This is a genomic window from uncultured Roseovarius sp. (assembly GCF_947489715.1).
GTDB lineage: Bacteria > Pseudomonadota > Alphaproteobacteria > Rhodobacterales > Rhodobacteraceae > Roseovarius.
In genome coordinates this window covers 17,559-39,965 of the sequence record NZ_CANLER010000001.1, presented here as the reverse complement: position 1 = coordinate 39,965, position 22,407 = coordinate 17,559, and the positions used below count along the sequence as shown (strand labels likewise).

The window sequence follows — 22,407 nt, the reverse complement described above, 5'->3', positions numbered from 1 at the left end:
CATGAAATTCACTGCTCAGATCATCGAAGCCTTGGGGCCGTTTGGACCTTTGATCCTGGTCGGCACACTTGGTGTGCTGATGATCCTTGTGACCATTCCTATGCTGCTGAAAGAGCGGCAGGATCCTTTAGAAAAACTAAAAAAGGCATCGCGTTCAGGTGTCGTCGAAGAGCCCGAGAAAAAGAAACGCCTTCGAACCGGGTCGCGCAATGAAAAGCTGGACAAATATGCCAGCTTTCTGGAACCGCAGGATGCCAAGGCTTATTCCCAGATAAAACTGACGCTGGTACAGGCAGGCTATCGTCATCGCGACGCGGTCCGCTTCTTTCATTTCGCGCAGATGGCGCTTGGTATCGGTTTCTTGATCCTTGGCGTGATTTATTTCCTGTTGTTCAAATCAGGGGAACAGGAAACGACCACCCAGCAAGTATTGCTATATATTTTGGGCCCTGGCGGCGTTGGCTACATGCTGCCCAAATATTGGGTCACCAAACGTCAGCAACAACGCCAAGAAGAAATCACCGATGGCTTCCCGGATTCACTCGACATGATGCTTGTCTGTATCGAAGCAGGTCAGTCAATGGACCAGTCGATCATTCGCGTCGCCGGTGAAATCCGTGCCTCTTATCCCGCGCTGGCCGAAGAATACGAAATCGTTGCACACCAGATCAAAGCAGGCCGCGACAAGCCTTCGGTTCTCAACGAGATGGCGGAACGGTGCGGCGTGCCAGATATCTCAAGCTTTGTGACTGTTCTGGTCCAATCCCAAACTTTTGGTACGTCGATCGCAGATGCCCTTAGAGTTTATGCTGGCGAAATGCGTGACAAACGGGTCATGCGTGCCGAAGAAAAGGCAAACAAACTGCCGACCAAGATGACATTGGCCACGATGATGCTTACAGTTCCACCACTGCTGATCATTCTGGTTGGCCCGTCAATTCTAGGCATCATGAAATTGTTCACAATGGGCGTGAACTAATAACGAGGCGACATGAAGCACACGGGGGCGCTTCTGGCAATTTTTCTGACCTTGACTGCCTGCAGTCAGGGATCTTCGCCTGATAATCCCTACGCACCGGGCGTGAAGAAGAGCGGTGAGGCCGTGGACGGTCTGATCGTTGGCAATAGACTGATGGCCGCAGGTGAATACGATCTAGCCCTGGATGCCTTTACACGCGCTGCATTGACCCATGGTATGAGTTCCGACGTTTTGGCCGGGCTTGGCACCGCCAATCTGGGCCTAGGCCGATTGGGGCAAGCTGAAGATCTGCTTCGACAAGCCCTTGAGAAGGACGAGAGGTCCCCGGAAATCTGGAACAATCTGGGTGTCGTTTTGATCGAACAGGGCAAAAATTCTGAAGCCGAGCAGTTTTTTCGCCGTGCCTATGCGCTCGATAATGGCGAAAGTGACTCAATTCGCGATAATTTACGCTTAGCACTCGCAAAAACGGAAGATTCCGCTTATGGTGAAGTTCAAGAACAGGATTATAAATTGGTACGGCGGGGCAGCAGCGACTTTGTCATCCGTAAGTTACCATGACCGAGGCCGAGACAGTAAAAGGACGCAAAAATGCGCCACCCTATCCTCCTTACTTTATGCGTGACAGGCGCATTTGTGCTTTCCGCATGCGAAAAGAAATCCTCACAGGATGTCGACCGGGCATTTCAGGATCTCAATGTTGTTGACGAGTCAGACCTGAACGATGTCATGCTGAGTTCTGCGGACCCGAATGAGGCGGTCGCCTATTTCCAACGTGCAGTAGCGCAAAAACCAGATCGGATTGACCTCCAGCGCGGTCTGGCCAAGTCGCTTGTGCGTGCAAAACGCAGCACCGAAGGCGTTTCAGCCTGGAAGAAAGTTGTTACTCACAAGAAGGCGACAAATGATGACCGTGTAGATCTTGCGGATGCGCTGATCCGAAGTAACGAATGGGAAGAAGCCGACAAAACGCTGGATCAGATCCCTCCCACCTTCGAGACGTTCAAGCGTTATCGGCTTGAAGCAATGATCGCAGACAGTAATCAAGAATGGAAAAAAGCCGACAGTTTCTACGAAATCGCAGTTGGGCTAACAACAAGGCCCGCAGGCGTGATGAACAACTGGGGATACTCGAAACTCAGTCGCGGTGATTTCCCTGCAGCCGAACGTCTTTTTTCGGATGCAATCCGGCAGGACCAGACGCTCTTTACAGCCAAAAATAACCTGATCCTCTCGCGTGGAGCACAAGGGAAATATACCCTACCGGTCTTGCAGATGACACAGGTCGAACGGGCGCAACTTCTATACACGTTAGGATTATCCGCTATAAAACAAGGGGATACGACGATTGGTAAGGGCCTGTTGCGGGACGCGATCGACACGCATCCCCAACATTTCGAGGCAGCCGTTCGCAGCCTTCGGGCACTTGAAGAGAGCTAAGCAACTGACCTGACGGATATCCTGGATGCCGCTGCAAATTACCTCCGCCGAGGCGCTTTGGTTTCTACCTTTCGTGCTGCCAATCTGCATTTGGGTCGCGTGGAGTGACCTCAGTCTGATGCTGATCCGCAATAAGGCGGTTGTTACGCTGGCAGTGGTGTTTTTGGTGATCGGATTTATCGCCCTGCCGCTACCCGAATACCCCTGGAGGTTGGCAACAATGGTGGTCGCCCTGGTAATAGGAATGGTGATCAATGCCGCTGGGCTTGTTGGCGCTGGTGATGCCAAGTTCATCGCCGCCGCGGCTCCCTTCATCGACCCGGGTGATGCTTTCTTGCTTTGCCTGATTTTCGCGGCCAACTTGCTGGCAGGTTATACAACGCATCGGATTGCAAAACACACGCCCCTGCGCAACCTGGCGCCAGGATGGGTAAGCTGGTCGCGAGAGAAAAAATTCCCGATGGGTTTCTCACTTGGTGGCACATTGGCGATCTATCTGATTTTGGGCGTAACCTACGGCGCTTAAAGAGATTTCCTTCAAAAACATCTAAATTTTCAGGCACAATTTGGCGTGCCCTTGCCCAATCATCTCCACAATTTCTGCACCTTTCATCTTCATAGTCATCCCTGTGCCCGCGCATGTTGCACGGTGCCATCGTCGTGTAACCAATTGCAGGCCGAACCAGATGAATATGCAAGTGACCCCGGGCGTCCAGCCACCGCCGCCTCCTGTCAGTCTCGAAGATATGCGATTGCCCATCGTCATGATGCGCGACATCCTGATTAAGACGATGTTTCGGAAGAACATTGATATGGTTTCCGATCTGGCTCAGGCGATTTGCTTGCCTCGAGCTGTCACACAGGAGTTGGTAGATCAGGCGCGCGGGCAAAAATTGCTTGAGGCGACCGGCACGCTTAACGCCAATAACGGTGGCGAAATGGGATACCAACTGACGGACGCAGGCAAGGCGCGTGCATTGGATGCTCTCGCACAATCCGAATATTTCGGCGCCATGCCGGTTCCGCTTGAAGTCTATCGCGAACAGGTCAAACGCCAATCGATCCGCAACATCCAGATCACCCGCGATCAACTGACCAGTGCAATGGGCCACCTGATCCTACCCAAAGAATTGCTAGACCATCTTGGCCCCGCTGTTGGAGCCGGACGTTCGATCCTGATGTATGGCCCCCCAGGGAACGGTAAATCCAGTATTTCCAATGGCATTCGCGATGCAATGGGCGACAAAATCTATGTTCCCCGCGCCATCGAATATTCAGGGCAGGTGATCACAGTCTACGACCCGATCGTGCACTCCAAAGCCGAAGAAGAGGCCGACGACCCCAACTCGCTCCGCCGCCGCCGCACGTTTGACGCCCGCTATGTCAAATGCGAGCGCCCAACCGTGATCACCGGTGGTGAACTCAGCTTGAACATGCTTGATCTGGTGTATAACCCCACCGCACGCACCTATCAGGCGCCGCTACAATTGAAATCCACCGGCGGTATCTTCATCGTGGACGACCTTGGCCGTCAGGCAGAACCGCCGCAGGCACTGGTCAACCGTTGGATCGTTCCCTTGGAGGAATCAAAGGATATTCTTGCGCTTCAATCGGGTGAAAAATTCGAAGTACCCTTTGACACGTTGGTAATCTTTTCGACGAACTTCCACCCGAATGAGATTTTTGATAACGCGGCCCTGCGTAGGATTTTCTTCAAGATCAAGATTGACGGCCCAAATCAGGAGGATTTCTTGAAAATCTTCGCGATGGTTGCTCGCAAGCGTAAGATGCCGCTGGAAGAGTCCGCATTGGTGCATTTGTTGAAAAAGAAGTATCCGACCATCGAAAACGTCTATGCGAACTACCAGCCGATCTTCTTGATTGATCAGATGATCTCGATTTGCGAATTCGAGGGAATACCTTACCAGATGACGCCTGATCTAATAGACCGGGCCTGGGCTAACATGTTCGTAAAACAGGAAAAAATCGTTCACTGACGGCGATATCTGGCGCGGCAAGTTCACGCCCTGGTCCACGAGACATCAAGGCTGATCCTAATGGGTTTTCTTTGGACTGTCGTCACCCTAACCTGTCGGCATGTCATTGCTCCCCCCGAACTTTTCGGAATGGTTCGCCGCGCGCGGCTGGTCGGTACATCCGCATCAGCTTGAGATGCTCGTGCGCGCGAGTGATGCCACGCTGCTCCTCATTGCACCTACAGGCGGCGGCAAAACCCTGGCCGGTTTTCTACCAACCCTCGTGGATCTGGCCACGCACCGACGGAATACCGACGGGATACATACGTTATACATATCCCCTCTCAAAGCACTGGCTGCGGATATCAAACGCAACCTGCGAACCCCCGTCGAAGAATTAGGTCTGCCGATTCGGATCGAGGATCGCACCGGCGACACACCCGCCAACCGCAAAAAACGCCAACGCGCCGATCCCCCCCATATTCTACTTACAACGCCTGAAAGTCTCGCCTTGCTCACCTCTTACGAAGACGCGCCGCGGATGTTTTCTGGCCTCCAACGGGTTGTCATAGATGAGATACATGCGTTGGCGGAATCGAAACGCGGCGATCAGTTGATGCTGGCCCTGTCTCGGCTGCAGGCCATGTGTCCCAACCTTCGACGCGTTGGCCTTTCGGCCACGGTCGAAGATCCCGCAGCCATTGCCAACTATCTGGCCTGCCATCCCGACCTTTGCGAAATCCTAATGGCTGATCCCGGCCCCGATCCGGATATTGCGATGCTTGAAACCGATGAACCACCCCCATGGTCCGGGGGTGGAGCCGCCTATGCGATCCCGTCGGTACTAGATGAAATTCGTCAACACAACACCACACTCATCTTCCATAACACACGCGCCCAGGCAGAAATTTTCTTTCATAATCTATGGCTTGCCAATACTGACAGTTTACCGATCGGCATCCATCACGGTAGCCTTGACCGCATTCAGCGTGAACGGGTCGAGGGCGCCATGCAGCGCGGCGAATTGCGTGCCATCGTTTGCACCGGAAGCCTAGACCTTGGCATCGATTGGGGCGATGTTGATCTGGTCATTCAGATCGGAGCGCCAAAAAACGTCAAACGACTGGTCCAGAGAATCGGACGCGCAAACCATCGCTACAATGCCCCCTCAAAGGCATTACTAGTACCCGCCAATCGGTTTGAAGTTGTGGAATGCCTCGCGGCTCTTCAAGCGGTGAAAGAGCATGATCTGGATGGTGACCCTCGTGGGCCCGGCCCACGAGATGTGCTCTGCCAACACATCCTGATCCGTGCCTGTGCCGGGCCGTTCGATGCCGATGAACTTTATGCAGAAATCATCACGTCAGGCGCCTACGCCGAACTTGAGCGCACGCATTTTGACGACTGTCTCGAATTTTGTGCAACCGGAGGCTACGCCCTTCGCGCATATGACCAGTGGCAACGCCTGATACAACGGCCAGACTGTAAATGGCAGTTACGCGACCCCCGCGCAACACAACTGATCCGCATGAATATCGGCACCATACAAGACAGCGACAAGCTCAAAGTACGTCTAAAACGGAGCCGTGGCGGTAAGCCACTGGGCGAAGTTGAAGAGGGCTTTGCCGCCTCTCTAACCCCCGGAGATACATTCCTGATCGGCGGTCAGATCGTGCGCTACGAGGGGCTGCGTGAGATGACGGTCGAAGTGAGTCGCGACCGAGGTCGCAAACCCAAAGTTGCAGTGTTCTCGGGCACCAAATTTGCGACTTCTACCCAACTCAGTCATCGCATTCTGCGCCTCTTTGCACTGGACAATTGGCCCAACCTTCCAGATCACACCCGTGACTGGCTACATCTTCAAACCCAGATGTCACAACTGCCCCAAGAAGGTCGCCTGTTGATCGAAAGTTTCCCTCATGATGGGCGCGAACACACGGTAATTTATGGTTTCGCTGGACGTAATGCCCAACAATCATTGGGCCTGATCATATCCAAACGGATGGAAGAACTTGATTTGGATCCTCTTGGGTTTGTTTCGACCGATTATGCGACAATGATCTGGGGGTTGGAGCCACTGACAGATGCAGCGCCCTTGTTCACTCCTGATGCAATGCGTCAGGGATTGGATAGCTGGCTTACCGGAAATACCATGATGAAACGCACATTCCGTGCCTCTGCCACCATCGCCGGGCTGATTACGCGCAACACACCACAGGCTCGAAAATCCGGACGACAGGCGGCATTCTCCTCGGATATTCTATATGACACTTTGGCTAAATATGACCCCGACCACCTGTTGTTACAGATCACCCGAGAAGAAGCGATGCGCGGTCTGATCGATTTTGGTCGGATCGAAGAGATGATCACTCGGATTAGAGGACGGATAGATTTGCGCCGCCTTCCTCGCGTCACTCCCCTAGCCGCGCCGTTATTTCTTGAGGCCGGGCGCACACCTGTTGACGGCGCGGCACCGGAACGCCTTTTGGCAGAGGAAACCGAACGCCTCATGCAAGCCGCAGGGTTGGTAAATTAGCTCTTGCCATTATGACTTAGGCGCGCAAAAAGAACAGACCATGAACGGGTACTGTTTCACCTTTTCGAATATTACTCTGACTGCGCTTGGCTCAGGTGCACTTTTTTGGCCTGCGCAAAAATTACTTTGCGTCTCCGATCTCCATCTTGGAAAGTCAGAGCGCCGCGCGCGTATAGGTGACGCTGTTTTACCGCCTTACGAAACACGCGACACCCTTTCACGGCTTGAGCATGACTTGCGTACCACCAAGGCCACCACGGTGATTTGTCTGGGTGACAGTTTTGATGATCTTGCTGCAGCCACCGCCTTGCCAGAGCCGGAAAGGTTGTGGATCGCTCAATTGCAAGCGGGTCGCAAGTGGATCTGGATTGAAGGCAATCATGATCCCGGTCCGGTTGATCTGGGCGGCACGCATCTTACCAGGCTGCAAATCCTGCCTCTTATATTCCAGCATATCGCTGACCCTGCGGAAAAAGGTGAATTATCAGGCCATTATCACCCAAAGCTTACCCTTTCGACGCGTGGTCGTAGCGTTACCCGCAAGGTCTTTCTGGTGGATAAGGACCGTGTAATTCTGCCCGCTTATGGCACCTATACCGGTGGGTTGCGCAGCAACAGCGCAATGCTTCAATCGCTGATGCAGGCAGACACGCTTGCCATCCTCACCGGTCCGGTGCCGCGCCCGGTACCGATGCCGCGCTAGATCAAACCCGCCTCTTCTACATTTTCCCGGTATTTTCGGCTGACTGGAATGCGGTCGTTGTTCGCCAATAGGACAAAAATCTTATGATTACTTTCGCGTTCAACCCGAATGATCGCCTTGTGTGCCACCCAGTGCGATCGGTGTACGCAATATCCACGCACCGGTTCCATCTCGTCGATCGCGTCGATCAACCTCATCCGCAAGGACTCAGCCCCATTTTCAGTTGCGACCTCAACAAAGTGATCGTTCGCCGTGAGTCTGAGGATTTTGCCCCGGTTCTCAACCGCCAACCTGCGCAACAGCCGCGGTTGCCCGACAGGTTCATCCTCCTGAGGTGGTTCAACTTCTATCTCTGGAAAAAAATCATATTCCCGCGCCTCAAACCCTGGGGTAACCCTGCGGCCGATAACAATGACAGCGGTACATAGCATCACGTAGCCCGCAATGCTTGGCAGTGTCGGGAGGTTCGCAGCGGATGAAATCTGAGCTGTTCGAGTGATCAGCCATACGATTGGCGTGAAAACCAATGTCATCAGCGTCACCATGACACTATCAAGCAAAAGCGGTTTTTCCGGTCCGATCAACACCAATGATGTCGCGCGCACGCCATACCCGACCACGATCGAAACGCTGACGACAAGCAACCAGTATTGCGCCCGTGCTGGCCAATCCATAATCAAATATGTCTCAAACGGACCAGCGATCGTGGCCAAAATGATCGAGGCCAGCCAAATGAATACTGTCAAAGGCGAGAGAAGTGTCCGGAACGTTTCAGAAAAACTGTTGATTATTCGGGACTTCAAAGGCATGCCGTCATCGCATCCACTCTTTTTACGTGTAATTGGTGTCAACTTTCCCCCCAAGCGCCTATTCACACAAGCCCCTACGGGTCCTACTGTTGCTTGATTAACGTTACGTAAGAAATGGGAAACAAACGAAAAATGTCCCCCCAGAATTCGATATGCATCCATGAAAGCTTCGCCGCTCAGTCGATGATGCAGACCCTCGGCGCGGTGTTGGAAACCGTCGAGTCGGGTAAGGTGGAAATTCGCGCGCCTATCCTGCCCGGAAGCCGCCAACAACATGGATTTGCTCATGCCGGTCTGACATTCGCAATCGGAGATAGTGCTGCCGGTTACGCTGCGTTGTCGGTCATGCCCGACAAGCACGAGGTGCTGACAACTGAAATGAAAATCAATCTTCTAGCCCCTGCAAAAGGCGAATACCTGATTGCACGCGGACGGGTCATCAAGCCAGGTCGCAGACTGATAATCGTTCAAGCCGATGTTTTTGCTGTCGAAAACGGCAGCGAAATTCACGTTGCCTTACTAACCGGTACGATGATTCCGATTAGCTCGACATAAAAAGGGCCCCGATGGGATATCGGGACCCGACAGATCAAGACGGACGTGGTTTTATGCTGTCAAACCTTCAGGTTCGGACAACCCATTGGCACGACAGCACGCCGTCACGGTATTTGCCAACAGACAGGCAATAGTCATCGGACCCACCCCACCAGGCACTGGCGTAATGGCACCGGCGACATCTTTGGCACTGGCAAAATCTACGTCCCCGACCAGAACGTTCTTACCTTCGCGCTCAATCCGATTGATGCCCACATCAATAACCGTAGCACCAGGTTTGATCCAATCGCCTGGCACCATCTCTGGGCGACCCACAGCGGCCACGACGATATCGGCGCGGCGCACCACATCTGCCAGATCCTTGGTACGGCTATGCGCAATGGTCACGGTGCAGCTATCGCCCAGCAACAACTGCGCCATTGGTTTACCCACGATGTTCGAGCGACCGATGACAACCGCATCCAAGCCGCTAAGCGACCCATGATGATCGCGCAGCATCATCAGGCTGCCCAACGGCGTACAGGGCACCATGCTTTTCTGTCCGGTGCCCAGCAGGCCCACATTCGAAATGTGGAAACCATCTACGTCCTTTTCCGGACTGATGGAATTGATCACCAGATCTTCGTTCAAATGTTTCGGCAATGGCAGCTGTACCAAGATACCATGCACTGTTGGATCATTATTCAACTGGTCGACAAGCGCCAGCAGATCGGCCTCGGATGTATCCGCATCAAGCTTGTGCTCGAACGAATTCATCCCCACCTCAACGGTCTGTTTGCCCTTGGAACGGACATAGACCTGGCTCGCCGGGTCCTCACCAACCAACACCACAGCCAGCCCTGGCGTGATCCCGTTTTCCTCTTTCAACCGGGTAACGTGGCCGGCCACCTTTTCGCGTACAGTTGCAGCAAAGGCTTTGCCGTCAATAATCTGCGCCGTCATCACATCTTCCTTTACGTCTATGCACCCTACGGGATGGCGCGCGGGGCGATGGACCGCAAGGGTCGAGCGTCGCCCAGCCAAACCAATCAGAACAGGCCTTCGATTTGACCGCCTTCGTTTAGGTGGATATTTTCTGCCGCTGGTGTCCGCGGCAGGCCCGGCATGGTCATGATCTCACCGCAGACCACCACCACAAATCCGGCACCCGCACTCAGCCGAACTTCACGTACCGGAACCGAATGGCCCGTGGGCGCGCCGCGCAGGTTGGGGTCGGTAGAGAAGCTATACTGCGTCTTGGCCATACAGATCGGCAGATTGCCATAACCCTGTTCTTCCCACAGCTTCAACTGATCCCGGATTTTCTTGTCGGCAAGCACTTTATCGGCGCGGTAGATTGACTTGGCAATACGATCGATCTTGTCCATCAAGGGCATGTCATCGCGATAGATCGGAGCAAACTGGCTGACACCGCTATCTGCTACTTCTGCGACACGCTGCGCCAATGCCTCGGCACCTTCACCTCCCAGTTCCCAGTGGCGGCTGACGATCGCCTCTGAACCCTGGCTTGCCGCATATTCACGAACAGCTTCGACCTCAGCATCGGTATCGGTCACAAAATGGTTAACCGCGACAACAACAGGCACGCCGAAAGATTTCAGGTTGCCGATGTGGCGGCCCAGATTGGAACATCCATTCTTGACAGCTTCAACGTTTTCCTCTCCCAGATCGGCCTTGGCCACGCCACCGTTCATCTTCATCGCGCGCACGGTTGCCACCAGCACCACACAATCTGGCGCCAAACCGGCCTTGCGGCACTTGATGTTCATGAATTTCTCGGCGCCCAGATCGGCTCCGAAACCGGCTTCGGTGACCACGTAATCGGCAATCTTCAGCGCCGTCGTGGTCGCCGTGACCGAATTGCAGCCATGCGCGATATTGGCGAACGGGCCGCCATGTACGAAGGCCGGGTTGTTCTCCAGCGTCTGCACCAGGTTAGGCTGCATCGCATCTTTCAGCAATACAGTCATCGCACCTTCTGCCTTGATATCACGGCAGAAAACCGGGCTGCGGTCGCGGCGGTAAGCCACGATCATATCGCCCAGACGTTTTTCCAGATCGGCCAGATCTTTGGCCAGGCACAGGATCGCCATGACCTCGGATGCCACGGTGATGTCGAACCCGCCTTCGCGCGGGAAGCCATTGGCAACACCACCCAGGCTGACATTGATCTGGCGCAGCGCGCGGTCGTTCATGTCGACGACACGGCGCCATTGCACCCGGCGCACGTCGATCTCAAGCTCGTTGCCCCAGTAGATGTGGTTGTCGATCATCGCTGATAGCAGGGAATGCGCGCTGGTGATGGCGTGGAAGTCTCCGGTGAAGTGCAGGTTCATGTCCTCCATCGGAACGACCTGCGCGTAACCACCCCCGGCAGCCCCGCCCTTCATGCCAAAATTAGGACCAAGCGACGCTTCGCGAATGCAGATCATCGCCTTTTTGCCGATCCGGTTCAGACCGTCGCCCAACCCCACCGTTGTGGTCGTCTTACCTTCACCCGCCGGGGTCGGGTTGATCGCTGTCACCAGGATCAGCTTGCCGCTTTTGTTACCCTGTACCGAGTTGATGTAGTCTTGGCTAACCTTCGCCTTGTCATGACCATAGGGCAGCAGGTGCTCGGTAGGAATTCCCAGCTTGTCGCCGATTTCTTGGATCGGTTTTTTCGTTGCTTCGCGCGCAATCTCGATGTCGGATTTATAGCTCATAATTGGTCCTCGTTTGGGCAGCCGGGCTGATTTCTCTGTGCGGGTGTATCGAGTCTTCCGTGGTATACAGAATGCAAATCCGACATATCCCACACCTCTTGCGTCGGCAAGCTTTGGTAAAGTTTCTGATCGGAAACATTCTTCCCCTGAAAATACAGGGCAATACAGCGAAAAGGCTGATTACTCAGCGCGATCCAGATTGGGTGCCAAATGCGCCCACTCCCGCTGATCGGGAATATGCAAACGTAATTCGTCCCCAACTCGCAATGGACCCTCACGCTCGACCCATGCCGTCACTCCACGCCTGCCTGTTGCAGCCGGTTTGAAAGCCTTGCCATGCCCGGGTCGGTCTTTTTCGATCTCCTTGGCCGGGTAAATGCACGGCCGGTTCTGCATGTCGACTACCAATGTTGTACCAGCGGTACTCTGCAAGCGCGACGAAGGTGGCACGTGGCTGAAATCCGGAATCCCCTCAATGACAATCGAGGCACCCAGCCATTCCGGCTCTAACGCGTCAACGCCAATTTCCGCAGCGATCGCCGCCATTTCTTCGGCCGATAGCACCGAGAACTGCCTTACATTTCGAATTTCAGTACCTTCCGGATGTTGATCTCGCACCCTTACACAGGCCGCGCGCGTCACTCCTGCGTGAATCTCACCCTCAACCCCGCCATAGGTGACCTCAACAGCTTCCAGCGGGACCGACCGAATACCTTCACCGCCCTTTTCAACTCGCCCCAGCCAAGTGATCTTCGCAACGAATTCTGTAGGTAAAAGTGCAGGCATCTGTGTGGTCTCCGGGTCAAAGTTCTGCGCACTTTCCCCGCCAACGTCACCATCGTCAAATGACAAATTGTGAAGGCAGATGTCAGCCCTTCAGATAATCGGCCTCAGACTGTCAGGGTAAAGAACATCCGACGAAATGGGAAAAGGACTGAACCATCCTTACGCACTGGATAAGCGGCGTGCATCACCTCTTCGTATCGGGTGATCATATCCGCTTTTTCCTCGGCATTCAGGGCTTCAAGGACCGGGCGGGCATAGGTGCTTTCTGTAAACCGCCGCACCGGATGACTTTCTGCTTCGGCACCAAGACGTTGAAAATATTCTGTTTCCCACAGACGGAATTGCCCCATCGGCGCCAAAAGCTCTTCGTATTTCACCGGTGCCATGACACCGGGCGTCCCCATCTTTTCAACCCGATCAGGATACATTTCTTCGGCAAGGCTCAACCAGACACGATGCGATGGCGACTTGTTCTGGTGTGGCATCTGCACTGCCAATGTGCCACCTTTGCCCAACATCCGCGCCAATCGAGGCAGAAGCTTTTCGTGCTCGCCCACCCAATGCAGCGCAGCATTGGAAAAAATCAGCCCGGGCGCGCTACGCGGGTGCCAATCACGAATGTCGGCTTGTTGCAGGTTGGTATAGCCCTTGGATTGGCGGGCCTTGGTCAGCATCGCCGGAGATGCATCCACACCAATCACCTGCCGACCCGCCGCGCGCGCCGAAAGGGCTTCGCCCAGTGCTCCGTTACCGCAGCCCAGATCAACCACATCCCCCGCGCCCATCCGTCCGACGGCATTCAGCAGATCGAGACCGGGCCTTAGGCGCAGGTCGTGGAACCGGGCATAAGCACCGGGGTTCCAGTCAGAAGATCGGGTGGTACCACTCACGTTGACGGCTCGGGCTCCAGCCCGCCATCTCCGCCGGGGCGGGATTTGGGCTTGGTCTTGGGAATGGCCGTAACCGATGGTGCTGTGCCGTCATCAGCCGCATCCCCATCATCATCTGCTTCCGGAGGTTCGCCCTTGACCACACGCACGATCTGCTCACCAGTCAGCGTTTCATATTCCAGCAAACCCTTGGCCAGACGCTCCCATTCTTCTTCTTTTTCCGTCAGGATTTTGAAGGCACGCTCATAGGCTTCGTCGATCAGTCGCTTCACCTCATCTTCGATCAGCTCTTTTGTCGCCGCCGAGATCGAGAAGCCGCCCGCAGAATTACCCATGTAACCTTCGTGCGCCTGCTGATAGTCGATATTACCTACCTTGTCAGACATACCCCAACGCATAACCATTGCACGCGCTAGGCCGCTGGCCTGCTGAATATCGCCCGACGGTCCGTTTGAGACTGAGTCCTCGCCCCATTTCTTGATTTCAGCCGCCTTGCCCGCCATCGTCATGGCAAGGTTCTGTTCGCACTGATCACGATGCCAGTTCAGCCGGTCAATTTCGGGCAGCGAAACAACCATCCCCAACGCACCACCGCGCGGAATGATCGTCGCTTTGTAAACGGGGTCGCATTTTTCCAAAGCCATCCCCACAACAGCGTGTCCCGCTTCGTGATAGGCTGTATGTTCTTTCTGCTCGTCGGTCAGCACCATCGAGCGTCGCTCGGCCCCCATCATCACCTTGTCCTTGGCGTTCTCGAAGTCATCCATCGTGACAAAGCGGCGACCAACGCGCGCGGCAGTCAGCGCCGCTTCGTTCACCAGGTTGGCCAGATCGGCCCCCGAGAAACCGGGCGTACCGCGGGCAATGATGCGCAAGTCTACATCCGGACCCAGCGGCGTCTTGCGCGCATGCACAGCCAGAATTTTTTCACGTCCCTTGATATCGGGGTTGGGCACCGTGACCTGCCGGTCAAAGCGACCCGGACGCAGCAGCGCCGGATCCAGCACGTCCTTGCGGTTGGTGGCGGCGATGATGATCACGCCTTCATTGGCCTCAAAACCGTCCATTTCCACTAGCAATTGGTTCAGTGTCTGTTCACGCTCGTCGTTGCCACCGCCATACCCGGCACCCCGGTGACGGCCCACGGCGTCAATCTCGTCAATAAAGACGATGCAGGGCGCGTTCTTTTTGGCCTGTTCGAACATGTCACGGACACGGCTTGCGCCGACACCCACGAACATTTCCACGAAATCCGAGCCCGAGATGGTGAAGAACGGCACACCGGCCTCGCCGGCGATGGCGCGCGCCAGCAGTGTCTTACCGGTCCCCGGAGGGCCCACCAACAGTGCGCCTTTCGGGATCTGCCCGCCCAGACGTGAAAATTTTTGCGGATGACGCAGGAATTCGACGATCTCCTGCAGCTCTTCCTTGGCCTCGTCGATACCGGCAACATCGTCAAAGGTGACGCGGCCCTGCTTTTCGGTCAGCATCTTCGCCTTGGACTTGCCAAACCCCATGGCGCCGCCCTTGCCGCCACCCTGCATGCGGTTCATGAAATAGATCCACACCCCGATCAGCAGCGCAAAAGGCAGCAGCGACAGAAGGAAAGTCTGGAAGCCCGATTGCTCCTGGCTTTCGGCGGAAACCGGAATGCCTTTTTCGATCAGAAGCTGGGTGACTTCCGCATCCTGCGGCTTGACCGTGACGTATTCCTTGCCATCCGAATCGCGGAAGCGGACAGTTTCACCATCCAGCGTCACTTGGCTGACATTGCCACCCTCCAACGCTGTGATGAATTCAGAATACTTCATCGACTTGCTTTGCAGCGTGTTTCCCGAGCCACTGAACAAATTGAACAGCGCCAGGATCAGCAGGAACAAGACAAGCCAAAAGGCGATATTTCTCGCGTTGCCCAAGGAAACTCTCCCATGAATTCGGATACGCCCGCGTCTAGCACAAGGCCTGCCTGTCTTAAATAGAGATCATCGCTCGATCTTCAACGTCATTTTATAATACTTCATTGCGATAATAATGAGGCAAAATAATCTTCTTGGTCACAAACCATATCCGCCACCCAGCCATTTTCAAGCTGCGCAAGCGGTGCCGCGATCAACTCCGAACCACGCCAAACCGCTGGTCCTGACAGTTGCGATGCCTCCGGCAACCCTGCCGCCCGCCAATCAGGGCACTGGCGTAGCCCCTCCGGGCCAAGGGCTCCGATCTCCAGTTGATGGCCATTGACCAAACCCGTCAACTTCCAGCGTTCGTCCCATAATTCGCCCACGGAAACGCGTGAATTTGCCACCGCTTTATGTTCCCGGACGATCCGCAAATGATCAGGCTCAACCATCACCTGGCAACCGTGCAAGGTCATGCCCGTTCCGCCCCGAATGGATTCCATCAACAGTTCCATCGCCCGCCCTCGTGGCGAATATTCGGCGTTACTGACCCATCTCAGGGCGGATTGCATCAATCGGCGCGAGACTTCGCGCTGCAGCACCCGAAATTCCTTGCGCGCAATCAACAAATCCCCCGCCTGGAAACTCACCATCTCGCGCGCAGCCAGAAAAACATACCAATAAAGCGTGCCGCGTACTTCGGACATGTGGCGGGACACTGCCGCCAAGGTGCTTGCCGAGATCCCCAGAGGTGCCAACAATTTGAGGGCTTTTCGAACGCGCACCCGTTCATAAGCATCATCGTCGTTGGTCGGATCATCAATCCAGCGCACGTCGCGCTTGCGTAATTCATCCCGCAGTTCTTCGCGGGTCAGGCGCAGCGCCGGGCGGCAAAAGACTACCTTCCCAAGGCGGCGTGTTGCCGACATCGCCGACAACCCGTCAACACCCGCTTCGCGCGCCAAACGCATCAGAAAAGTCTCAGCCTGATCATCCGCCGTATGACCCAAAGCGACATGGGTAATTCCGCGCTCTTGCGCCCAGTTCTGCATCAGCCGGTACCGCGCACGGCGCGCCTGATCCGGCAGATTGCCACGACCATCCCAACCTTCCCAGATCAGGCAATCATGGCTGATCCCCAACCGGGCGGCGTGTTCGGCCACCTGGCGCGCTTCCTCTGCTGATTCCACGCGCAACCCATGATCGACCGTCACAGCGTGCAATTTGGGGCCACCGTGATCGGCCCAGACCCGCAAAAGATACATCAGGGCCAGCGAATCGCTTCCGCCCGAGACCGCTACACCCAATTGCTTCGGAGGATTCGGTAAAAACTCGCCAGCAATCCGCTGGCATAACAGCTTGTTGGGTCCGGAATTCACTGACAGCCCAGTTGCGCCATCTTCGTTTGGGCCTGAGCGACCGCTGCATCCTGCGGAAACCGCACACCAACTTCGCCCAAGGTCACGCAGGCCTGATCGTTCTGCCCAAGCTGACCCAGAATTGAACCCACGCGGTAAAGTGCTTCGGGCGCGGCCGGTCCGGCCTCATTGGTGCTGAAGAGATCAAGATACGCGCGGCCCGCCTGTTTCAGATCGCCAGATTTTTCAAGCGCCTCGCCGCGCATCAGCCCCACCTTGTCAGACAAAGGACTGCCCGGATAGGCCTGTTGAAACGCCTCAAAACGCGCAGCAGCATCGGCATAGTTGCCAGAAGTCATCGCCGCCTCTGCCGCGTCGAAATCAGCCTTTTCACCCACAGCCAGTTCCGGTCCATCCTCGACCGGATCAAGCGTTGCGTCAGTGCCCGTGTTGGTAGAGAGTGCAATCCCACCCAGCGTGCTGCCGGGTTCCAGCGTTGCGACATCGCAACCGCTTTCCAACTCGCACAGGCGGAATTCAAGATCACCCACACGGTTGGTGCCATCGGTCACCACCTTGTCGATACGAAACTCCAGTTGCTCGGTTTTTGAGGTCAGACGCTGCAATTCGCTTTCAATCGCGCCCAGCCGGTCCAAGGCCGAACCGCCGACAGTCGCGTCGCCGGTCGCGCCAGTGGTGCTCAACTCTCGCTTAAGCCGCTGAATTTCCACGTATAGAATCGACAATTCCTGACGGATATCCGCCAGGGTCTCATCATTCTGCGCCCACGCCCCGGCAGGGCAAACAACGGCCACCAAGGCCAGAACAGCAACAAATCGGCGCATATTTTCCTCCGCGCTTAGCTCACAGGCACGACCGAAACAACGGTCACCGCCCGACGGTTCTTGGCATAACAGGCTTCTTCACTGCAAATCTCGATCGGGCGCTCCTTGCCAAAGCTCACGACCTTCAACCGGTTCGCAGCCACGCCCCGGCTGACCAGGTATTCCTGAACCGAGTTCGACCGACGCGCACCAAGCGCAACGTTGTATTCACGCGTTCCCTGCTCGTCGGCATGGCCTTCGATCGTGGCATTGAATTCGGGGTTCGCCATCAGCCACTGCGCTTGACCGTCCAAGGTGGTCTGCGCCTCGGGTGAAAGTGTCGACTGATCGACCACGAACAGCACCCGGTCACCGACCGTTTGCTGGAAATAAAGCGGCGATCTGGGATCTTGCGCGCTGCCTTCGGCATAGGCCCCGCTGCCAGCACCACCGGCACCATCAGCGCCAGCACCACCAAACCTGTCCGCATTGGTACAGGCCGTCAGCGCCAGACCGGCGCACAGTATTATCGTCTTGCTCAGATAGGTCATTGCTCTGCCCCATTCATTTGTTTCATTGCCCTTATGTCTTCTACCACAGCCCGCACGGCATGAAAACGCGCGTGATATTCCTAGTTTTGCAGCGGCGACCAGGCCGGATCACTGGCCCCGCTATCCGTCATAACCGGCTTCAGGTTCCGGCCACTGATATCGACGGAGTAGAGACTTGCCTTGCCTGCTGCGCCCTGGGTTTCACGGGTAAACATAATCACCCGACCGTTCGGGGCCCATGTCGGCCCTTCATCTAAAAACGACGCTGTAAGCAAACGTTCTTCACTGCCATCGGTTCGCATCACACCGATATGAAACCGCCCCTTCGATTGCTTGGTAAAGGCCACCAAATCACCGCGTGGCGACCAAACCGGTGTACCGTACCGCCCCTGACCAAAGCTGATCCGCCGCGGTTCTCCACCGCTGGCAGGCATAATATATAGTTGCGGCGTTCCCGACCGGTCACTTTCGAAAACGATCTGGCTGCCATCGGGGCTGAAACTGGGCGCAGTCTCGATCGAGGGAGCGCTGGTCAGCCGGTTACTGGCGCCAGTTCCGATATTCATCGCGAATAGGTCAGTGTTACCCCCTTGCGATTGTGAATAAACCACAGTCTGCCCATCCGGGCCGAAACGGGGCGCAAAACTCATCGTGCCTGCCTGGCTTTCCAGCACGCGGCGGCCAACACTGGCGATGTCCAACACATAGATACGCGGCTCGCCGGTTTCGTAGCTGGTGTAAAGAATGCGGTCACCCGTGGGCGAAAAGCGCGGTGCCAGCACAATGGCCGAACTGTCGGTCAGGTATTTCAGATTAGCCCCGTCATAGTCCATGATCGCCAACCGCTTGGCGCGTTGGTCCTTGGGGCCGGTTTCTGAAACGAAAACTACCCGGCTGTCGAAATACCCGCCTTCACCGGTGATCCGGCTATACACCTGATCAGCGATCTTGTGGGCCATCCGGCGCCAGCCTTCCTGGGTACCGACCAGTTGTTGCCCCTGCCCCAGTTCCTGCCCGGCGAACACGTCGTAGACCCGAAAACGCACCACCAGCTTGCCCTGCGCATCCACGCTGACTGACCCGGTGATCAGCGCCTGCGCATTGATTGCCTTCCAATCGGCAAACTGTACCGGACTGGCAAAGCTGGTGATCTGGCTGATGAACGCCTCTTGTGGGAGTTCGCGAAACAGGCCCGTACCGCTCAGATCCGCCGCGATAACCCGGGCCAGGTTGCGGCCAAATTCAGCCCCCGCGCCATTCTCCGAGACGAAATCCGGCACCGCGTAGGGCAAGGGTTCTATCACCCCCTCATCAATCTCGATCCGAAGTGGCCCTGTGCTTTGTGCGCTCAGCGGTCCAGCCCATATCGCAAGGGCCATCAGGAGGGTCAGAAACTGTTTCATCATTTGATCCTCATTTTCTCCGGATTAAACGTCATTTCAATATCACGCCAGTGATCGTATTTGTCGCGTGGCAAATCAAAACCTTTGGCACCACAACGCAAGACGGCCCGGCGCGCTGCTTCGTAGGCTTTGTTCACGGCAGCGCCCGACCCACCCGTAGCACTTAGCTGATTGACCGAGATAGGCTTGCCATCCTCACCCATTTTGACGGTCACCACCACCGTGACCTGCAACGCATCGGTGCTCAGGCTGCCCACGTTCCAGCACTGTTTGACCGCCACGCGCAGGGCATCCTTCTCGCCGCGGGTCATGGGTGGCCCGCTGGGCGCCGCAGCCCCCGTACCGCCCCCGCCCAAGGCTTCGGCCAGCGCATCATTGACCGAACTGTTATCGGTCTTAGGCTCTTGGGGCGCTGGCTCTTCTTGTGCGGTGTCAACTGTTTCTACCGGTTCCGAACGTGGCGGGCGTGATTTCGGACGCCGCGATGTGCTAGGGGCGGCCTGTTCAGGTTCGTCTGCCTCCGTCACGATTTCGGTCGCGGCCTCTTCGGGCGCGGTGGCGTCGGTTTCCTCACGCGGGGTCTCGGAGGTCTCGTCCGGCACGGTTTCGGGCTGGGCGACATCATCAACTTGGGTATCGGGCTCGGGCTGCGCCACCGGCTCCGGCGCCACCCGCTCGACCGGGCGCGGCTTGGGTTTCTCAGCCGGCTCCGGCACCATCACGGCAACATCTTCCGACGGCGGCGTCAGCTCGGGCGCTTCATCGCTCACCTCCGCCTCGGCGGGGGGCATGACCTCGGTCACCTCCGGGCTTTCATCGGGCGAGGTCGTCTCGGCCACATCGGGCTGGCTGACCTCGGGCGAGGCATCGGCCTCGGACCCCAGATCAGGCGCCGTGTCCTCGACCTCCGGGGCCTCGGGCGTGGTCACGTCCATCGCGGTCTCGGGGGCCTCCTGCGGGGCGATCAGGGCGGCGTATTCCTCCCCGGAAATCGCCGTTACCTCGGTCACCTCAAAGGGCAGCGGTTCGGATTTGAACACGCCCCCCAGCAAGGCCCAGCCGATCAGAGCCAGATGCCCCGCCCCGGATATGATCTGCCCGGTATTCATCTCTCTGCGTCAGCCGTCCCGGCCGTCCAGCGTCGGACCGCCGGTATCCGTCACCAACCCGATATCGTTGAACCCGCCACGATTAAGCGCACCCATCACTTGAACGACATCCGCATAAGGCACCGCGCCATCGGCCCGCAGGTAAATCCGCGTACTGTCGCGTTCGGCGGCTATGGCCAGCAGCTTCGCCACCAGTTCCTCGCGGTTGACCTCGGTGGTCTGGATCATCACCACCCCCTCGGCGGTGACGGTCACGGTCAAGGGTTCCTCCTGCTCGCCCGGCAGGGCGGCGGCGGCGGTCTTGGGCAGTTCCACCGGCACGCCGACGGTCATCAGCGGTGCTGCCACCATGAAGATGATCAATAGCACCAGCATCACGTCGACAAAGGGCGTCACGTTGATCTCGGACATCGGACGAGACCGCCCCCGACCCCGCCGCCTGCGCCCGCCATCTCCGGTTTTCTGGATTACGCCACCCGCCATCGCTCAGCTGTCCAGCTGGCGGCTGAGGATGGTGGCGAACTCATCGGCAAACGCCTCGTATCCTGCAACGATCCGGTCACTGTCGGCGCTCAGCTTGTTGTAGAAAACCACCGCCGGAATCGCCGCCAGCAGGCCAAGGCCCGTGGCCAGAAGCGCCTCGGCGATCCCCGGCGCCACCACGGCCAGGTTGGTGCTTTGCTGCTCGGCAATCTCTATAAAGGCGTTCATGATGCCCCAAACGGTGCCAAACAACCCTACGAACGGCGCCGTCGACCCCACCGTGGCCAGCACCGGTAACCCGCTCTGCAGGCCCTCGCTTTCCTTGGCGATCGCCACATCCATGCTGCGGTCGATCCGCGCCGTGGCCCCGGCGATCAGCCCGCCATCATTGCGATGACTGCGCCGCCATTCCATCATCCCGGCGGCAAAGATCTTCTCCGACTGCCCGGCAGGTTCAGCGCCGATCTCGTCAAACAGCTGATCCAGCGGCTCACCCGACCAGAAACGGCGGTCGAACACGTCAGCCTCGCGATGCGCCTGGCGGTACATGATATGTTTCTGGATGATGATCGACCACGCCCAGAACGAGGCCACGATCAGCATCAGCATGACGACTTTTACGATAAAGGTTGCGCGTGCGAATAGCGCCCACATGGAGAAATCAATCTCCTGTGCCATTGCCAGGGTTTCTGCTTCCATCTGCCTGCTCTTTTTTATACGGCCCGGTTGTTCCGGCCTTATTGAGGGGCAAGCTAGCCGATTTTAAAGGGGAATGCCAATCACAACGCGTCAAAGGCGGAAATTTTCAGGGTTCAGTGCAGCATCAAGCGGATATTCGCCGGAAGGCGCGCGGGTTGCCCAGCCTCGTTGATACAGACAATGGTCACGTTTGCGGTGAACAGCAGGTCGTCGCCACGGCTGACTTTCTGCTCCAGCACCAGCCGCGCGCCGGTCACCGCCTGGGTGATTGTTTCAACCTGCAGATAATCGTCGAACCGCGCAGGCGCCAGATACTCGGCCTCCACCCGCCGCACCGCAAAGACAACACCGTCACCATCGCGCATCACGTTCTGGTCGATACCAATCTCTCTCACCCAGTCACTGCGGGCCCGTTCGATAAATTTCAGGTAGTTGGCATAATAGACGATCCCGCCCATGTCGGTATCTTCATAATAGACGCGGATCGGGAATGTATGGCTCATGCAGCGGACCCTAAGACTTGCTTTTCTCACAGGCAACCGCTCCCAAAAAGAGTTCGCTACCGCTCACGCATTTTAGTCTTCGTTCAGGGCACGAAGCCCTTGGGGTTAAACCCCAAACCCCCGCGCGCAGTAAGTGCGCACCGCGTGCCACAGGCGGCTTGAGAAAGACGCCGGAAGCGGATGACGAGAGATCAAGCGTG

Annotated in this window: 22 protein-coding genes; 8 read left to right on the top strand and 14 right to left on the bottom strand. The window is 56.5% G+C overall.

The features are described from left to right. The first annotated feature begins 1 nt into the window (after position 1). The 7 genes from Q1B27_RS00200 to pdeM all read left to right on the top strand — a co-directional run bounded on the left by Q1B27_RS00200 (position 2) and on the right by pdeM (position 7,634). Positions 2-979 (top strand): type II secretion system F family protein, encoded by a 978-nt coding sequence (locus tag Q1B27_RS00200; protein ID WP_299841874.1) that lies wholly within the window; start codon positions 2-4, stop codon positions 977-979. A 12-nt stretch (positions 980-991) separates the two neighbouring features. Further along, a complete protein-coding gene (locus Q1B27_RS00195) occupies positions 992-1,540 on the top strand; it encodes a tetratricopeptide repeat protein (protein ID WP_299841871.1) in 549 nt (182 codons plus the stop codon). A gap of 30 nt (positions 1,541-1,570) precedes the next feature. Then, on the top strand, positions 1,571-2,419 hold the full coding sequence (locus Q1B27_RS00190; protein ID WP_299841868.1) for a tetratricopeptide repeat protein: 849 nt from the start codon (positions 1,571-1,573) through the stop codon (positions 2,417-2,419). 25 nt (positions 2,420-2,444) lie between these two features. Beyond that, on the top strand, positions 2,445-2,945 hold the full coding sequence (locus Q1B27_RS00185; protein ID WP_299841865.1) for a prepilin peptidase: 501 nt from the start codon (positions 2,445-2,447) through the stop codon (positions 2,943-2,945). A gap of 160 nt (positions 2,946-3,105) precedes the next feature. After that, complete coding sequence (locus Q1B27_RS00180; protein WP_299841862.1) at positions 3,106-4,416, top strand: ATPase; 1,311 nt, start codon at positions 3,106-3,108, stop codon at positions 4,414-4,416. Positions 4,417-4,516: 100 nt separating this feature from the next. Next, positions 4,517-6,931: a ligase-associated DNA damage response DEXH box helicase gene (locus tag Q1B27_RS00175; RefSeq protein WP_299841859.1), complete on the top strand. Its 2,415-nt coding sequence runs from the start codon at positions 4,517-4,519 to the stop codon at positions 6,929-6,931. A gap of 40 nt (positions 6,932-6,971) precedes the next feature. Further along, positions 6,972-7,634 carry a ligase-associated DNA damage response endonuclease PdeM gene (pdeM, locus tag Q1B27_RS00170; protein ID WP_299841856.1) on the top strand — a complete coding sequence of 221 codons (663 nt, stop codon included), beginning with the start codon at positions 6,972-6,974 and terminating at the stop codon, positions 7,632-7,634. Here pdeM and Q1B27_RS00165 read toward each other — a convergent pair. Beyond that, a complete protein-coding gene (locus tag Q1B27_RS00165) occupies positions 7,631-8,605 on the bottom strand; it encodes a LytTR family DNA-binding domain-containing protein (protein WP_299841853.1) in 975 nt (324 codons plus the stop codon). The genes pdeM and Q1B27_RS00165 overlap by 4 nt on opposite strands. On the opposite strand from Q1B27_RS00165, the gene Q1B27_RS00160 reads away from it, so the two are divergent. Next, complete coding sequence (locus Q1B27_RS00160) at positions 8,576-8,998, top strand: PaaI family thioesterase (RefSeq protein WP_299841850.1); 423 nt, start codon at positions 8,576-8,578, stop codon at positions 8,996-8,998. The genes Q1B27_RS00165 and Q1B27_RS00160 overlap by 30 nt on opposite strands. 51 nt (positions 8,999-9,049) lie before the next feature. Here Q1B27_RS00160 and folD read toward each other — a convergent pair whose 3' ends face one another. The 13 genes from folD to ybgC all read right to left on the bottom strand — a co-directional run bounded on the left by folD (position 9,050) and on the right by ybgC (position 22,207). Then, a complete protein-coding gene (folD, locus tag Q1B27_RS00155; protein ID WP_299841847.1) occupies positions 9,050-9,940 on the bottom strand; it encodes a bifunctional methylenetetrahydrofolate dehydrogenase/methenyltetrahydrofolate cyclohydrolase FolD in 891 nt (296 codons plus the stop codon). Positions 9,941-10,026: 86 nt separating this feature from the next. Next, positions 10,027-11,703 (bottom strand): formate--tetrahydrofolate ligase, encoded by a 1,677-nt coding sequence (locus Q1B27_RS00150; RefSeq protein ID WP_299841845.1) that lies wholly within the window; start codon positions 11,701-11,703, stop codon positions 10,027-10,029. Between the two features lie 180 nt (positions 11,704-11,883). Next, positions 11,884-12,489, bottom strand: a complete 606-nt coding sequence (locus tag Q1B27_RS00145) for an MOSC domain-containing protein (RefSeq protein ID WP_299841842.1) — start codon at positions 12,487-12,489, stop codon at positions 11,884-11,886. A gap of 104 nt (positions 12,490-12,593) precedes the next feature. Next, a complete protein-coding gene (locus Q1B27_RS00140) occupies positions 12,594-13,274 on the bottom strand; it encodes a methyltransferase domain-containing protein (protein ID WP_299844801.1) in 681 nt (226 codons plus the stop codon). Positions 13,275-13,375: 101 nt separating this feature from the next. Further along, positions 13,376-15,295: an ATP-dependent zinc metalloprotease FtsH gene (gene ftsH, locus Q1B27_RS00135; RefSeq protein ID WP_299841839.1), complete on the bottom strand. Its 1,920-nt coding sequence runs from the start codon at positions 15,293-15,295 to the stop codon at positions 13,376-13,378. Positions 15,296-15,396: 101 nt separating this feature from the next. After that, positions 15,397-16,656, bottom strand: coding sequence for a tRNA lysidine(34) synthetase TilS (tilS, locus tag Q1B27_RS00130; protein WP_367181310.1), 1,260 nt, complete (start codon positions 16,654-16,656; stop codon positions 15,397-15,399). Further along, on the bottom strand, positions 16,653-17,480 hold the full coding sequence (gene ybgF, locus Q1B27_RS00125; protein WP_299841836.1) for a tol-pal system protein YbgF: 828 nt from the start codon (positions 17,478-17,480) through the stop codon (positions 16,653-16,655). Before ybgF ends, tilS begins: the two co-directional genes overlap by 4 nt. Positions 17,481-17,494: 14 nt before the next feature. Next, a complete protein-coding gene (pal, locus tag Q1B27_RS00120) occupies positions 17,495-18,010 on the bottom strand; it encodes a peptidoglycan-associated lipoprotein Pal (RefSeq protein WP_299841833.1) in 516 nt (171 codons plus the stop codon). An 80-nt stretch (positions 18,011-18,090) separates the two neighbouring features. Further along, positions 18,091-19,416 (bottom strand): Tol-Pal system beta propeller repeat protein TolB, encoded by a 1,326-nt coding sequence (tolB, locus tag Q1B27_RS00115; protein WP_299841830.1) that lies wholly within the window; start codon positions 19,414-19,416, stop codon positions 18,091-18,093. Continuing rightward, positions 19,413-20,522 carry an energy transducer TonB gene (locus Q1B27_RS00110; RefSeq protein ID WP_299841827.1) on the bottom strand — a complete coding sequence of 370 codons (1,110 nt, stop codon included), beginning with the start codon at positions 20,520-20,522 and terminating at the stop codon, positions 19,413-19,415. The genes tolB and Q1B27_RS00110 overlap by 4 nt, the downstream gene beginning before the upstream one ends. Before the next feature lie 9 nt (positions 20,523-20,531). Further along, a complete protein-coding gene (gene tolR / locus Q1B27_RS00105; RefSeq protein ID WP_299841824.1) occupies positions 20,532-21,005 on the bottom strand; it encodes a protein TolR in 474 nt (157 codons plus the stop codon). 3 nt (positions 21,006-21,008) lie between these two features. Continuing rightward, the gene (gene tolQ, locus Q1B27_RS00100) at positions 21,009-21,704 is read right to left on the bottom strand and encodes a protein TolQ (protein WP_299841822.1); all 696 of its coding nucleotides are present in this window, start codon (positions 21,702-21,704) and stop codon (positions 21,009-21,011) included. A 113-nt stretch (positions 21,705-21,817) separates the two neighbouring features. Beyond that, the gene (gene ybgC / locus Q1B27_RS00095) at positions 21,818-22,207 is read right to left on the bottom strand and encodes a tol-pal system-associated acyl-CoA thioesterase (protein ID WP_299841819.1); all 390 of its coding nucleotides are present in this window, start codon (positions 22,205-22,207) and stop codon (positions 21,818-21,820) included. Positions 22,208-22,407 lie beyond the last annotated feature (200 nt).